The sequence below is a fragment of the Streptomyces sp. NPDC088794 genome, from assembly GCF_044750545.1.
Taxonomy (GTDB): Bacteria; Actinomycetota; Actinomycetes; order Streptomycetales; family Streptomycetaceae; genus Streptomyces.
The window spans coordinates 1-12257 of the sequence record NZ_JBIVKB010000021.1; the positions used below are offsets into that span (position 1 = coordinate 1).

Here is a 12257-nt window from a genome sequence, read left to right on the forward strand (position 1 = left end):
CGGTGGCCGTTCATCTATGCGGGCACGATCCGGATGCCGGAGCAAACCCCCGGATCAGGTCGAACCCGTACACCACTTCTCAGGACGCAACCTGGAGCCGACGCACTCCGCCGGGCGCTGTCGCCAACACGTGAATTGTGGTTGGAGATTGCTTCGGTCGTCGGAGGCAAGGTGCCGTTGTGGGCTGAGAAGTGTGCATGCACGAATTACGACGCCTGGCCGTCGTTCTTCGATGCACGCAATAGCGATGCGGTGGAACTTTTGGCGGACCGGTCGCACGGATGGTGCGGACGGAGGCGCGGTGTGCTCGGTGCGGGTCGCATCTGGGGCACCTGTTCGAGGGGGAGGGGTACGCGACGCCCTTCCTTCGGCAGGAAACACTAGGGCACAGCCGCGGCCAGCTCACACGACCAGTCGGACCGGCCCAGATCCCCCGTGGGGCGTGGAGAGTTCAAAGTGCGGTGATGCTCGGCGGAGGGGCTACTGATGTCAGTCTGCCAGCCGGTAGTGCGGCCGCCACCTAGAGGGCGAGTACTGCCAGCCCCATGCCAGTGATCGTTTGGCGGCCTGTCCAGGTTTCTGCTGGCCCTGGACGGCTATTCCGGTGGGGATCGGCCCTCAGTGTGGCAGTCCTGGGAGACTGGAGATATCACCGACCACAGGCGCTGACCAGCGCATCGGCCACCGTGTTCAGGTTGTGTTCAGGCCCGGACACACCTCGGAAAACTCAAGCACCAGAAGCGCCAAAGCTCTGGCAAAGGGGTCTGGGGCAACCGTCAGGCGCCGTGCCATCGTGCCTGCCATGACGACTGATCACCTCACGTACAACCGGCCACTGCGCCACGCACGGCACGCGGCGAGCAAGGTGCCGGAGGTGACCGTCTACTTCTGGATCATCAAGGTGCTGACCACCGGCATGGGTGAGACGGCCTCCGACTTCCTGGCCCACATGTTCGGCCCGATCCCCGCAGTTGGCCTCGGCGGCATCGGTCTGGTGGCTGCTCTGGCGGTACAGTTCGCCGCTCGTCGGTATGTGGCCTGGATCTATTGGACTGCGATCGTCATGGTCAGTGTGTTCGGCACGATGGCCGCCGACGTCTTGCATGTCGGGCTCGGTGTGCCGTACGCGCTGTCGACTCCGTTCTTCATGGTCACACTGGCCGCTGTCTTCGCCCTCTGGTACCGCAGCGAACGCACTCTGTCGATCCACAGCATCCACACCCGGCGCCGCGAGGCCTTCTACTGGGCCGCCGTGCTCGCCACGTTTGCGCTGGGTACCGCCGCCGGAGATCTAACCGCCACGATCGGCCTCGGCTACCTGGGCTCCGCGGTCCTGTACGCCGCAGCGATCGCGGTTCCGGCCGTCGCTCACCGGTGGGGCGGCCTGAACGCGGTGGCCGCGTTCTGGGCGGCGTACGTCATCACCCGCCCGCTCGGTGCCTCCGTCGCCGACTGGATGGCCGTCGGCCGTGGCCGAGGCGGACTTGACCTGGGCCTGGGGCCCGTCACGTTGTCGTGGACGGTGGCCATTCTCGGCTTCGTCGGCTATTTGGCGGCCTCGCGCAAGGACGTCCAGCACGATGTCATGCCGTGACGCGCGGAAGGGTTCGTGATCAGCCGGCAGGCAGACTGATCACGAACCGTGCCCCGGGCGTGTGTGCGGGGTCGAACGTCACCTCGCCGCCGACGGAGCGGGCGAGGCGTTGTGCCAGCGGCAGTCCCAGGCCTGCTCCGTGGTGTCCGTCGCGAGGATCGGCGCGTTGACCCGGCACGAAGAGCCGTCCTACGAACGGGGGCGGTACGCCGGGTCCGTCGTCGATGACATCGACGCGCACTCCCGTGGGTGTGCGGTACGCGTGTATGGCGACGCGGGAGCGGGCGTAGCGGGAGGCATTGGTCAGGAGCGGGCTGACGATGCGTTCGAGGAGGGTGGGTGGGACTCCGGCTTCCACATGCGGGCCGTCGGCGGTGACCGTCAAGTGGCTTGGCGCGTCCAGGACTTCCGTGAGGCGCCGCAGTGTTGGCAGGACCTCCGAGGTGCCTGGTGCGGACAGTGTGCCGTCCCGGGCGTCATCGAGGAGGGTGTCGCAGATGGTGAGCATGGACTCCGCGGCGTCCGTGATGACCTCGTGGGTGGCGCGGGTCTGGTCGGCGCTGCGGGGGCGGCTCTGCCACCAGTCGAGTTCGGCGATGATCCGGCTCAGAGGTGTACGCAGTTCGTGCGAGAGTTCCCCGGTGAGCTGCCGCTCGTGGCGCAGGAGGGTGCGGATGCGGTCCAGAATGGCGTCCAACGACGTACCAAGGCGGGCGAGTTCGGCCGGGTGCCCCGTGCTGCCGAAGCGTTCTTCGGAGGCGACGGCGCTCCACTGGGTGGCCTGGTCGGTCATCGTGCGGACGGGGCGCAGCGCGCGGCCTACCGCGAGCCGGGTCAGGGCGTAGGTGCAGACGAGCATCACGACGTCCAGGGCGATCGATCCCAGGAGCAGGGTGTCGGCCGAACTCCGGTAGGGGGAGAGGTCCAAGGCCGTGACCACCGAGGCCTCGCTCCTGCCTCCGGGTACCGGCTGGGAGCACAGCCGGAGAGGGCCATGGACGTCAGCGGTGACGCAGCGTCGCCCGCCGCGCCCGGCGAGGGCGTCGGCGATCCGGGTCAAGTGGCCGGCGTTCGGGGGCTGTTCCAGCAGGTGCCGGCCGGCGTAGATCCACACGTTGGTGTCGAGGAGTTCGTCGTGGGAGGTCTCCAGGACACGTACGGTCGTGCCGCTGGTGTCGATGGTCGTCGCGACGGCTGCGGCTCGGGTATGCAGCTCGTCGTCCGCCTGGTGCTGGAGGCGGTGGCCTGCTACGACGTTGAAGGCGACGGTGAGGACCAGCATCAGCAGTGCGGCCGTGGTGAGGGCGACGAGCGAGAGCCGCCCGCGCAAGGTACGGGGCGCCAGTCGGTCGAGGGAGGCGGCCCGTGGGCGGATGTCGCTCATGTCAGGCGGTGGCCGATCCCGCGGGCCGTGCCGATCGTCCGGTCGCTGCCCGCCTCGCGCAGCTTGCGGCGTAGCCGCGTCAGGTATTGGTCGAGGGTGTTGTCATGGACTTGGGCGCCCTCGGGCCAGGCTGCCCGGACCAGCTCGCGTCGGCGGACGATACCGCCGGAAGCCGCCATGAGCGCGGCCAGGAGACGGAACTCGGTCGGTGTCAGGTCGACCTGGATGCCTCGGATGCTGGCCATGTGCCGGACGGCGTCCAGGATCAGGTCTCCAGCTGTGACGGCAGGCGGTGGTGCGGCGCGCTTGAGGGCTGCGCGCAGGCGGGCGGCGAGTTCGGCGAGATGGAACGGCTTGGGCAGGTAGTCGTCGCCGCCGGCAGAGAACCCGGCCAGCCGGTCCGGCAGCCGGTGATGGGCGGTCAGGAAGATGACGGGGGAGAGGAACCCGTTCGCGCGCATCGCCTGGCACACGTCCCGCCCGTCGGCATCGGGCAGCCCGATGTCGAGCACGGCGGCGGAGATGTCGGCACCTGCCAGACGCAGAGCGGTGGCGCCGTCCGGCGCGGGCACGGGGTCGAAGTCCTCGTCGCGCAGTCCGCGCATCAGGACGTCACGCAGGGCGTGATCGTCCTCGACGACCAGGATCGTCTGAGCCATGGTCCTCCTTCCGGTCTCGTGCTTTGTTCGTGTTTGTCGTACCGGGGGTCACTCGCTCGGGCAGCCAGCGGGTCACCGCGTACAGGCACAGTCCCAGCCAGCCGAGGGCGAACAGCCAGCCGCCGATGACGTCGGTGAACCAGTGCACCCCGAGATAGACGCGGGTCAGCCCGACCGGCATGCCCCAGCCGCCGATGACCATGACCAGTGGGGCCCTGCCGCGCCGCCCCCGCACGGAGACGGCGATGATGAGCAGGCCGGCGGTGAGGGCCGCCGTGGTGGTGTGACCGGACGGGAACGCCCATCCCGAAGCGTGCGTGTCCCAGTCCGCCCGTGGCGGCCGGGGCCGGGCGACGAGTGTCATCACCGCGTACCGCAGCGTCTGGCCGGCACCGAGGCAGGTCAGACAGAGCACGACGGCCAGCCCGCGCTGTCGTGGCGTGCGTCCGGCGACGAGTCCGGCCACCGCGGCCAGCGTGAACGGGACGACACCCGTTCCGGTGGCGGTCAGGCCGCGGGCGAAGGCCACCACCACGTCCGGCCGGTGGCCGACGGACCACGAGAGCAGGTCGGCATCCGCGAACAGCGGTCTGTTGTCGCGGCCCACCACGACCATGGTCATCGCACCGAACGCCGCCCATGCGCCGAGGCCGCAGCCGCCGGCCAGGCCGGAGACGGCACCGCGCTTCATGGGGCGACCACCAGGAGCGGCCGCAGGCGGGTGGCCGTGAGCCGCCGGGCCAGGGTTTCGGCACGTCTGCGCAGGGCCGACATGGCGAGCAGCGCGACGAGGGCGCCCACCACGACACCCGCCAGCACGTCATGCGGATAGTGCGCGCCGACCCAGATCCGCGCGGCCGCCATCGCACCCGCGGCCACCGCGGCGATCGCGCCGAGCCGGCGGGAGACGAACAGCAGGGCGACGGCCGCCGCGGCGGCGATGGCCGCGTGGTTGCTGGGGAAGGACCAGTCGCCGGGCGCCGGACACGCCTCCAGCGTGGTCACCCGCAAGCTCTGACAGGGCCGGTCCTCGCGCACCACCAGCTTCAGTGCCGTATCCACCCCGTAGGCCACGACCACCACGAACGGCATGGCGAGCGCCGTCACCGACGCGGCAGCGCCCGCTCGTCTGGCATGCCACCAGCCGATCGTCATGAGCACCCCGAACAGGGCGAGTCCGTACGTGGACCAAGCCAACACCGAGTCGTCCAGCCACGGGGGAGTCTCCCGGGCGAGGTGCACCACATCGATGTAGGCCGAGCCGTCGACCGAAGAACCGTCGAAGGTGAGGATCATCCGCGGGCCTCCGGTTCCCTCGACTCCGCCTTGGAGGCCCGGCGTGAGCGGTACATCTCGGAGGCGAGCGGAATGAGCGACAGAGCCACGATCACCGCGACCATCGGCAGCAGATACCGGTCCACGCTCGGCACGGAGGAGCCCAGGGCATACCCCGCCAGCGTCAGACCCAGGCTCCACACCAGCCCGCCGGCCACCTGCCAGACAGTGAACGTCCGCACCGGTACTCCCAGGGCGCCGGCCATCGGATTGAGGACCGTCCGTACCACTGGAACGAAGCGGGCCAGCACGATCGCCTTCGCATGCCCATAGTCTTCCAGCAGCTCCTCCGCACGCTTCGCCCCCTGATGCAGGCGGGCCGAGCGGCTGCGAGCGAGCAGGGACCCGCCCGCTCTGCGGCCCAGGAGATATCCGCACTGCGAGCCCGCCAGGGCTCCCACCGCCGCGGCGACCAGGAGCGGCGCGAGCGACAGCTTGAGGCTGTGGTCGGCAGCACCGGTGCACAGCAGGCCAGCCGTGAACAACAGCGAGTCGCCGGGGAGGAAAAAGCCGATCAGCAGCCCCGTCTCGGCGAAGAGCACCACACCCACACCCAGCACACCGAAGGCGGACAGCAGGGACCGGGCATCCAGCACATTGACGGCCAGTGGTGCCGACAGGTGTACGGCTGTGGTCAACATCGAGTGCCCTTCGTCGTTCTTCCGGCCGTCGGATGCGGCGGAACGGCGGCACCCAACAATCGACTACAATTCTGTAGACGGTCTACTGAACTGTAGACGATGGTGGAGTGAGGAACGTTCCATGACCGACACGAGGGATGAGAGGCGGTCGGCCGGTGAGCTCGAAGCCGCCGTCATGGCCGTGCTGTGGACCGCCGGGACTCCGCTCACGCCGGGCCGAGTGCAGATCGGACTCGGCGCCGGCCTGGCTCGCACTACAGTGACGACGATCCTGACCCGTCTGCACGAGAAGGGCGTCGTCAGTCGTGAGCGCCAGGGCCGTGGTTATGCCTACCGCCCCGTGCAGGACGCTCCTGGCCTGACCGCGCGGCGCATGCACACCGAACTCGACCGGGACGCCGACCGGGAGACGGTCCTGGCCCGCTTCGTCGCGCAGCTCAACGCCGGTGACGAGCAGATCCTGCGTCGGCTTCTGGAGGGTGACTGCCGATGACCGCTCTGCTGCTCGTACCACTGATCCTGCCTTTCCTTGCACCGATGCTCGCCCGCCGCACCCTCGACCGGCTCGTCCCCGCCGCCGCGCTACGGGTCCTCACGGCTTCGGCTCTGGCTCTGGCGGGGGCCTGCGTCGGCGCCCTCGGTGCCCTCGTTCTGACCGGGCTGCTCAAGCTCCCGGCCTTCGCGGCCCTCGGTGAACTCATTCATCCCCTGCGCACCCCCTCGGACTACCTCGTCCTGCCCGTCGCCGTGACGGCCACGGGAGTGCTGGTCCTCGGTGTTTGGACCCTTGTGCGCTCGGTCTTCCGGCAGGCCCGCGCCTTCCGTGCTGCCCGCACGCAGGCCGACCGTCGTCCCGCCGCCGGCGACCTGTGCGTTGTCGACTCGCCGCACCCGGACGCATACGCCCTGCCTGGACGGCCCCACCGAATCGTCGTCACCACCGCGATGCTGCGCAGTCTGGGACCTGCCGAGCGCGAGGCCCTGTTCGCTCATGAACGAGCCCACAACAGGGCTGGTCACCACTACTACCTGGCTGTCGCCGAGCTCTCTGCCCACTGTCATCCCGCGCTGCGTGCCGTTCGCGACAGCATCGCGCTCGCCGCCGAGCGGGCAGCGGATGAGGCCGCGGCCGGCACCGTCGGCGACCGACGTCTGGTCGCCACGGCCATTGCCCGTGCCGCCCTCGCCGGTCACGCCTCGCCGTCCACCCGCCCGGGTCTCGCGCCCGCGGCGACGACCGGTCCGGTTCCGCAGCGCGTGAAGGCCCTCCTCGATCCCATCGAACGACGCTCGGGGGCCACACGCTGGACCGCGTACCTCGTTGTGGCGTGCGCGATTCTGTCCGTCGCTGGCGGGACGGTGGGCGCGGTCGACTTCCATCACGAGGTGGAGGTCGCCCAAGGGGAGGAGGGGCCGTGACCGGATCGGCTCAGTCAGTCGACCGTGTGACGTGCAGCCTTCGTGGCGAGCGGGGTGCCGACGTCGACTCTCATCGCTCCGCTCCCCCCAGTAGGTCACGCAGTGCCCGCTCTTCCTCGGTGCTCAGGCCGGTGACGAACTGCTGGAGTGCCGCGATGGGGTCCGGTCCTCGGTCGAGGGCCTTGCGCATGGCCTCCGCGGTGAGCTCTGCGGCGTTCTTGGCCGGCCGGTAGACGCCGCGCCGACCGTCCGCGTCCCGCAGGACGAGCCCCTTGTCCTGCAGGCGTTTCAGGATGGTGTGCACGGTGTTATAGGCGAGCTCGCCGCCGATCGCGGCCTGGATCTCCGTCGGAGCCATCGCCTCCTCGCTCGCCCATAGGGCGGCGAGCACTTCGCCTTCCAGTTCGCCTGCGTTGCGCCGCTCGACTCTGCCCTGCGGGTCCGTTCCAGCCATACCAGCGACCTTACAGCCTGTAGGGGTTTCCCGGCCCTGGCGCGCAGGACGGCTACTACAGCCTGTAGGGTTGATGGCCCTACAGGCTGTAGGGGTGAGGGGTGAGTGATGAGCGACGGCTCGCAGGTCACGGACAGCGCGCAGGTTGCGTCCACGGGCGAAGGCAGCCCTGGCCCGCCCACGATCGTCCGTTCCGCCCGGCGGTCCCCGGAGGAGATCGCGCCCGCGGTCGTGGCCGCTGCCTTCACCCTGGCCCAACTCCTCCTTGTACGGCCGGGGATGGGGCTTGGCTGGGACGAGACGGTCTACGTCAGCCAGGTCTCCTCCCACGCGCCGGCAGCGTTCTTCAGCGCCCCGCGCGCCCGCGGCGTCCCGCTGCTGGTGGCGCCGGTCGCGGCCTGGTCGTCGTCCACCGCGTTGCTGCGGATCTACCTGGCGGCCCTGTCCGGCCTCGGCCTCTTCCTCGCACTCCGTACCTGGAGGGGTGTCCTACCGGCCAGGGTGCTTGCGACCGCGGGCGGATTCTTCGCCACGCTGTGGGTGACGCTGTACTACGGCCCGCAGGCCATGCCCAACTACTGGGTCGCCGTCAGCGCCCTGGCCGGCACGGGATGCTTCCTGCGCGCCCAGGCGAGTCGCTTCGACCGCACGGCCCTGTGGGGCGTCGGCCTGAGCGCTGCCTTGATGGCCTGGACGCGTCCTACGGACGCGGTCTGGGCGAGCCTGCCCCTGCTGGTCCTGATGGTGTGTGTACGGCGGTGGCGACGCCCCGCGCTGCTGACTGCACTCGTCGGGGGCCTCGCGGTCGGGGCGGCCGAGTGGGTGATCGAGGCGTACGTCTCCTACGGCGGCCTCGGGCAGCGCCTGTCCGCCGCGTCCCGCATCGAGGGCGGCCTTGGCTGGCACGTCGCCCTCGCGGACCAACTGCGTGCGCTGGGCGGACGTACGCTGTGCCGCCCGTGCACCGGTGCCGCGCCCGCGCTCCCGGTGACCCTGTGGTGGTACGCCCTGCCGGTCCTCGCCGTCCTCGCGGCCGTGGTCGCGCTCCGCACCCGGCACACCGCGGCCACGCTGGTACCGCTGGCCTGCGCCGCCTCGGCGGCCTTTCCCTACCTCTTCCTCATCGGCTACGCCGCGCCCCGCTTCCTGCTGCCCGCATACGCGCTGCTTGCCGTCCCACTCGCAGACCTGTCGGTGCGGCTGGTCCGGACGGCGGGACGGATTTCCCGGCCTCTGACCGTGGCGCTCGTGGCGGTGGCGCTGGCCGGGCATCTGGCCGTGCAGTTCACGGTGCTGGAGCACACCGTGCGGAGTACCACCGCAGCCCACCGCGAGTGGGCCGCGGTCGCCACCGACCTGCACCGACTGGGCGTACGCCCGCCCTGTCTGGTCACCGGAGAGAACGACGTCCCGATCGGCTACTACGCGGGCTGCAGGTCCGCGGCGACCGGTGGCCACGACGCGAACACCACAGCGGACGGAATCCGGCAGACCGCCCGCCACCTGCCCACCGCCACCCTCGTGACACCTACCGGCGTCCCACCCGGCTACGCCCGCTCCTGGACCGTGCACCGGGTGGCCGGCCTGCACGTGTACGTCGCTCCGCCCCCGGCACCGGGAGCGCGGCCGTGAGTGCCACCGGCGCACCACTGCCCCGCGCCCGCGGCCGGAACTGGCAGCTCGCCGTCACCGCGGCCGTGGTGCTGACGGCCGGCTGGGTTGTCGCCGCGCACCGGCACACGGTGGACGCCGGTACCGACCGACTCGCCGTCGCCGATCGGAACTGGCTGGTGGCCGCCGGTGCGGCTGCCCTGGCGACCTGGGTGTGCGCGGCCGTCGCGCAGCAAGGAGCGGTGACCGAACGACTCCCCGCCGGGCGGCTGGTGGCGGCACAGTTCGCGGCGGGCGCAGCCAACCACCTGCTGCCCGCCGGGATCGGTGCGAGCGCGGTCAACCTGAGGTTCCTCACCCGCTGCGGGGTGTCCACCGCCCGTTCGGCGACCGCGCTCGCGGTCAAGGCCGCCGTCGGTGGGCTGGTCCGCTTCGCGCTGGCCGTCGTACTGCTCCTGGTCTCGCCCCCGACCCTGCGGATCTCGCCGGTCGTCCCGCGCGCGGGCGTCCTCCTCGCGGTGGCCGGCGGTATCGCCGTGGCTGCCACGGCGGTGGCAATCTGTCGGCCGCTGCGCCGCGGTACGGGGCGCGCGGCCAGCCGGGTTCTGGCGGACCTGCGGGCCGTGCACGGCCGACGGGCCAGGGTGTGCGCCCTGTGGGGCGGCTCCCTGGGCTTCGCCCTGGTGCACGCCGGGGTACTGATCGCCGTGGTCCGGGCCCTGGACGTGTCGGTGCCCGCCGGGCACGTCCTGCTGGCCTACCTCCTCGCCAGCGGCGCGGCCCTGCTGTTGCCTACCCCGGGCGGCCTGGGCTCCCTGGACGCCGCGCTCGTGCTGACGCTCACCGCGGCCGGGGCACCCGGTGCCGCGGCCCTGTCGGCGGTCTTCGGATACCGGTTGCTGACGGCCTGGCTGCCGCTGCTGCCCGGCCTGCTGGTGCTGGCGCTGCTGACCCGCCGCTCAGTCCTCTGACGACGGACCAGCGGAGGGGATCGTCGAGCTTGATGCGTCAGGGCAGGTGGGGCCATCCGTGGTCGTGCAACGGGCCCACCTCGTAGCCCCGTTGCTTGCAGGTGTCGAGAATGCGGGGGAGCGCGCCCAGCGCGGAGCGCCAGGCGCCCGGGGCGGACGTGCAGTCGGAGTCGTGCAGCAGGATGGTGCCGCCGCCGTCCAGGTCGGACGTGACGGTGCGGTGGACAGACTCCGGTGTGGCGCGGGCGGTCCAGTCCTCGCCCCAGCAGGTCCACAGCACCGGGGTGAGGCGGAGGCGGCGGGCCGCCAGATGGGCAGGGGCCGACATGACGCCGTACGGGGGCCGGAACAAGGTGGGCCGCAGACCGGTGATGTCGGCGACGGTGTCGCGGGCGCGGGCGAAGTCGTCGTGGGTGCCACGTGGGCCGCGCAGGAGCAGAGGGCGGTGCAGCCAGCCGTGGATGCCGATCTCATGTCCTGCCGCGGCGATTTCGCGGACCAGACCGGGCGAACGCTTCGCCTCGCGGCCCAGCAGGAAGAAGGTCGCCCGGATGCGCCGCTCGGCGAGGAGGCGCAGGAAGAACGGGGTGGACAGGGGGTCGGGACCGTCGTCGAAGGTGAGGGCGATATGGTCCGGGCGGCCCCGGCCTGCGAGGCGGGGCATGGCCCGATTGCGCAGTGGCCCGAAGGTGGCGACGGCGGGTGCCGCATGGGCGGCGATGAGGGCGGGCAGGGCGGCGAGGGCCGCGGTGCGGACCAGTCGGGCGGCGGTCATGAGTGGTGGCCCGCCGGGCGAGGGGCGTGGACCGGGCGGGGGTCGTCCAGGTCGAGGCCGTGTCCGATGGCGTGGATCACGCCCGGGCCGTCGTACTCGGTGGCGATCCCCGTGCCGACGGCGCAGGCCCACACCCCGCACGCCACGGCGGCGGTGGCGACGAGCAGACGTGCCGCAGGGCGGGCCCGTCGCACGGAAGGCCGGGGAGGCAGCCCGGCGCGATGTACGCGCGCTATCTCGGCGGCGGGTCCACCACCGGGCTCGGCGGAGGCGGCGAAGAGAGCGGAGCCGGCCGCGCGTTGGCGCAGTCCGAGCGGGCCGTCGATCAAGTCGCCCAGTACGGCCTTGAGTTGGGCCGGGTCGCGGATCCAGACCGCCGCGCCCGCCTCCTCCAGAGCCGCGGCGTTGGTCAGACCGTGCCCCGGTATGCACCGGTAGCTCGCCACGGGCAGTCCGGTGGCGAACGCCTCCAGGGAGCTGAGCCCGCCGGCGTTCTGGACCAGGACGTCCGCGGTGCGCATCAGGGCGGGCATGTCGTCGACCCAGCCGTAGGTGTGCTCGACTCCGTCCGCGCGGAGCTGCTCGGCCAGTGCCTCGTTGCGACCGCAGACGACCACCGGGACGGCGGCACCGCAGTCGCGCAACTCCAGGGCGACCTGCCGGACCGGACCGACTCCCCAGGAGCCAGCGACCAGCAGCGCCAGCGGGGCGTCCTTCGGCAGCCCGAAGCGGGCCCTGGCCGTGGCCCGCTCCCGCGCGGTGCCGGGGCGGAACCGCGGATCCACCACCGGTCCGCACACCCGGGCGTCCCGTGCCCCGGCGGCCCGCGCCTGGGAGGCGGGCACGGCGTGTGCCGCGAGATGGACGTCGACGCCGTCGGCCACCCACAGCGGGTGCACGGAGAAGTCGGTGAGATAGGTGAGGACAGGTACGGTCAGCCGCCCGCGGAGCCGCAGGTTGCCCAGGACCCGGCTGGCTCCCGGGTAGGTGGAGACGACCGCGCCGGTGCCGGGAGGCAGCACGCGCAGCATCTGCTCCTCGGCGCTGCGCAGCAGAGCCCGGGCCAACGGGCCGCCGCCACCGGCGTGTTCGGTGCTGCGGTAGATCCGCTGATAGGCCCAGGGGGCTCGGACGAGCATGCGGTGGTAGCCGTCCCGGACGAGCCGCCCCAGATGGGCCGGCAGCAGATCCAGCAGGTCGAACCGGTCGACGACGAGACCGTGCTCCGTGAGCCGGCGGGCCAGTTCGGCGGCGGCGCCGTCGTGGCCGGCGCCGATGCTCGCCGAGACGATCGCGACGCGTTCTGCCTCTGCCGCGGCCGGCACGGGGTCGGGTCGCAGGGCGGCGGCTGCCATGGCGCGCAGATGCACCGAACTTCCGAGGTAGGGCATGGGGCTGGTTCCTCCGCAAGTGG

At 71.5% G+C, this 12257-nt stretch carries 13 protein-coding genes and 1 pseudogene; 6 read left to right on the plus strand and 8 right to left on the minus strand.

Translation table 11 applies throughout. The annotated features are described in order from the left end of the window. Positions 1–216: 216 nt before the first annotated feature. Both ACIP6U_RS41960 and ACIP6U_RS41965 read left to right on the plus strand, forming a co-directional pair. A pseudogene (locus ACIP6U_RS41960) lies at positions 217–362 on the plus strand (peptide-methionine (R)-S-oxide reductase); the annotation flags it as partial. Positions 363–802: 440 nt separating this feature from the next. Next, positions 803–1594, plus strand: a complete 792-nt coding sequence (locus ACIP6U_RS41965; protein ID WP_401728107.1) for a hypothetical protein — start codon at positions 803–805, stop codon at positions 1592–1594. A 19-nt stretch (positions 1595–1613) separates the two neighbouring features. On the opposite strand, the gene ACIP6U_RS41970 is transcribed toward ACIP6U_RS41965, so the two are convergent. The 5 genes from ACIP6U_RS41970 to ACIP6U_RS41990 are packed head-to-tail and all read right to left on the minus strand — an operon-like array spanning position 1614 to position 5613. Continuing rightward, positions 1614–2978, minus strand: a complete 1365-nt coding sequence (locus tag ACIP6U_RS41970; protein WP_401728109.1) for a sensor histidine kinase — start codon at positions 2976–2978, stop codon at positions 1614–1616. Beyond that, complete coding sequence (locus ACIP6U_RS41975) at positions 2975–3637, minus strand: response regulator transcription factor (protein ID WP_401728111.1); 663 nt, start codon at positions 3635–3637, stop codon at positions 2975–2977. The genes ACIP6U_RS41970 and ACIP6U_RS41975 overlap by 4 nt, the downstream gene beginning before the upstream one ends. After that, positions 3591–4328 (minus strand): phosphatase PAP2 family protein, encoded by a 738-nt coding sequence (locus ACIP6U_RS41980; protein WP_401728113.1) that lies wholly within the window; start codon positions 4326–4328, stop codon positions 3591–3593. The genes ACIP6U_RS41975 and ACIP6U_RS41980 overlap by 47 nt, the downstream gene beginning before the upstream one ends. Continuing rightward, positions 4325–4933, minus strand: coding sequence for a phosphatase PAP2 family protein (locus ACIP6U_RS41985; RefSeq protein WP_401728115.1), 609 nt, complete (start codon positions 4931–4933; stop codon positions 4325–4327). The genes ACIP6U_RS41980 and ACIP6U_RS41985 overlap by 4 nt, the downstream gene beginning before the upstream one ends. Beyond that, positions 4930–5613, minus strand: a complete 684-nt coding sequence (locus tag ACIP6U_RS41990) for a DedA family protein (protein WP_401728117.1) — start codon at positions 5611–5613, stop codon at positions 4930–4932. The genes ACIP6U_RS41985 and ACIP6U_RS41990 overlap by 4 nt, the downstream gene beginning before the upstream one ends. A 121-nt stretch (positions 5614–5734) precedes the next feature. Here ACIP6U_RS41990 and ACIP6U_RS41995 point away from each other — a divergent pair, with 121 nt between their 5' ends. Both ACIP6U_RS41995 and ACIP6U_RS42000 read left to right on the plus strand, forming a co-directional pair. Continuing rightward, positions 5735–6106 carry a BlaI/MecI/CopY family transcriptional regulator gene (locus ACIP6U_RS41995; RefSeq protein WP_401728119.1) on the plus strand — a complete coding sequence of 124 codons (372 nt, stop codon included), beginning with the start codon at positions 5735–5737 and terminating at the stop codon, positions 6104–6106. Then, a complete protein-coding gene (locus ACIP6U_RS42000) occupies positions 6103–7032 on the plus strand; it encodes a M48 family metalloprotease (RefSeq protein WP_401728121.1) in 930 nt (309 codons plus the stop codon). The genes ACIP6U_RS41995 and ACIP6U_RS42000 overlap by 4 nt, the downstream gene beginning before the upstream one ends. A gap of 70 nt (positions 7033–7102) precedes the next feature. Here the strand turns inward: ACIP6U_RS42000 and ACIP6U_RS42005 are convergent, their stop codons facing one another. Beyond that, entirely contained in the window at positions 7103–7486 is a 384-nt protein-coding gene (locus ACIP6U_RS42005; RefSeq protein WP_401728123.1) for a BlaI/MecI/CopY family transcriptional regulator, read from the minus strand. A gap of 108 nt (positions 7487–7594) precedes the next feature. Here ACIP6U_RS42005 and ACIP6U_RS42010 point away from each other — a divergent pair, with 108 nt between their 5' ends. Both ACIP6U_RS42010 and ACIP6U_RS42015 read left to right on the plus strand, forming a co-directional pair. Next, on the plus strand, positions 7595–9118 hold the full coding sequence (locus tag ACIP6U_RS42010) for a hypothetical protein (protein WP_401728125.1): 1524 nt from the start codon (positions 7595–7597) through the stop codon (positions 9116–9118). After that, positions 9115–10068 (plus strand): YbhN family protein, encoded by a 954-nt coding sequence (locus tag ACIP6U_RS42015; RefSeq protein WP_401728127.1) that lies wholly within the window; start codon positions 9115–9117, stop codon positions 10066–10068. The genes ACIP6U_RS42010 and ACIP6U_RS42015 overlap by 4 nt, the downstream gene beginning before the upstream one ends. 37 nt (positions 10069–10105) lie before the next feature. Here the strand turns inward: ACIP6U_RS42015 and ACIP6U_RS42020 are convergent, their stop codons facing one another. Further along, positions 10106–10843, minus strand: a complete 738-nt coding sequence (locus tag ACIP6U_RS42020) for a polysaccharide deacetylase family protein (RefSeq protein WP_401728129.1) — start codon at positions 10841–10843, stop codon at positions 10106–10108. Then, positions 10840–12234 (minus strand): glycosyltransferase, encoded by a 1395-nt coding sequence (locus tag ACIP6U_RS42025; protein WP_401728131.1) that lies wholly within the window; start codon positions 12232–12234, stop codon positions 10840–10842. The genes ACIP6U_RS42020 and ACIP6U_RS42025 overlap by 4 nt, the downstream gene beginning before the upstream one ends. Between the last annotated feature and the right edge of the window lie 23 nt (positions 12235–12257).

Excerpts from the sequence above, each read along its gene's own strand:
- ACIP6U_RS42005 (WP_401728123.1), bottom strand. The coding sequence starts at position 7,486 with ATGGCTGGAACGGACCCGCAGGGCAGAGTCGAGCGGCGCAACGCAGGC.
- ACIP6U_RS41965 (WP_401728107.1), top strand. The coding sequence starts at position 803 with ATGACGACTGATCACCTCACGTACAACCGGCCACTGCGCCACGCACGG.
- ACIP6U_RS41995 (WP_401728119.1), top strand. The coding sequence starts at position 5,735 with ATGACCGACACGAGGGATGAGAGGCGGTCGGCCGGTGAGCTCGAAGCC.
- ACIP6U_RS42000 (WP_401728121.1), top strand. The coding sequence starts at position 6,103 with ATGACCGCTCTGCTGCTCGTACCACTGATCCTGCCTTTCCTTGCACCG.
- ACIP6U_RS42025 (WP_401728131.1), bottom strand. The coding sequence starts at position 12,234 with ATGCCCTACCTCGGAAGTTCGGTGCATCTGCGCGCCATGGCAGCCGCC.
- ACIP6U_RS41975 (WP_401728111.1), bottom strand. The coding sequence starts at position 3,637 with ATGGCTCAGACGATCCTGGTCGTCGAGGACGATCACGCCCTGCGTGAC.
- ACIP6U_RS41990 (WP_401728117.1), bottom strand. The coding sequence starts at position 5,613 with ATGTTGACCACAGCCGTACACCTGTCGGCACCACTGGCCGTCAATGTG.
- ACIP6U_RS42010 (WP_401728125.1), top strand. The coding sequence starts at position 7,595 with ATGAGCGACGGCTCGCAGGTCACGGACAGCGCGCAGGTTGCGTCCACG.
- ACIP6U_RS42020 (WP_401728129.1), bottom strand. The coding sequence starts at position 10,843 with ATGACCGCCGCCCGACTGGTCCGCACCGCGGCCCTCGCCGCCCTGCCC.
- ACIP6U_RS41985 (WP_401728115.1), bottom strand. The coding sequence starts at position 4,933 with ATGATCCTCACCTTCGACGGTTCTTCGGTCGACGGCTCGGCCTACATC.
- ACIP6U_RS41970 (WP_401728109.1), bottom strand. The coding sequence starts at position 2,978 with ATGAGCGACATCCGCCCACGGGCCGCCTCCCTCGACCGACTGGCGCCC.
- ACIP6U_RS41980 (WP_401728113.1), bottom strand. The coding sequence starts at position 4,328 with ATGAAGCGCGGTGCCGTCTCCGGCCTGGCCGGCGGCTGCGGCCTCGGC.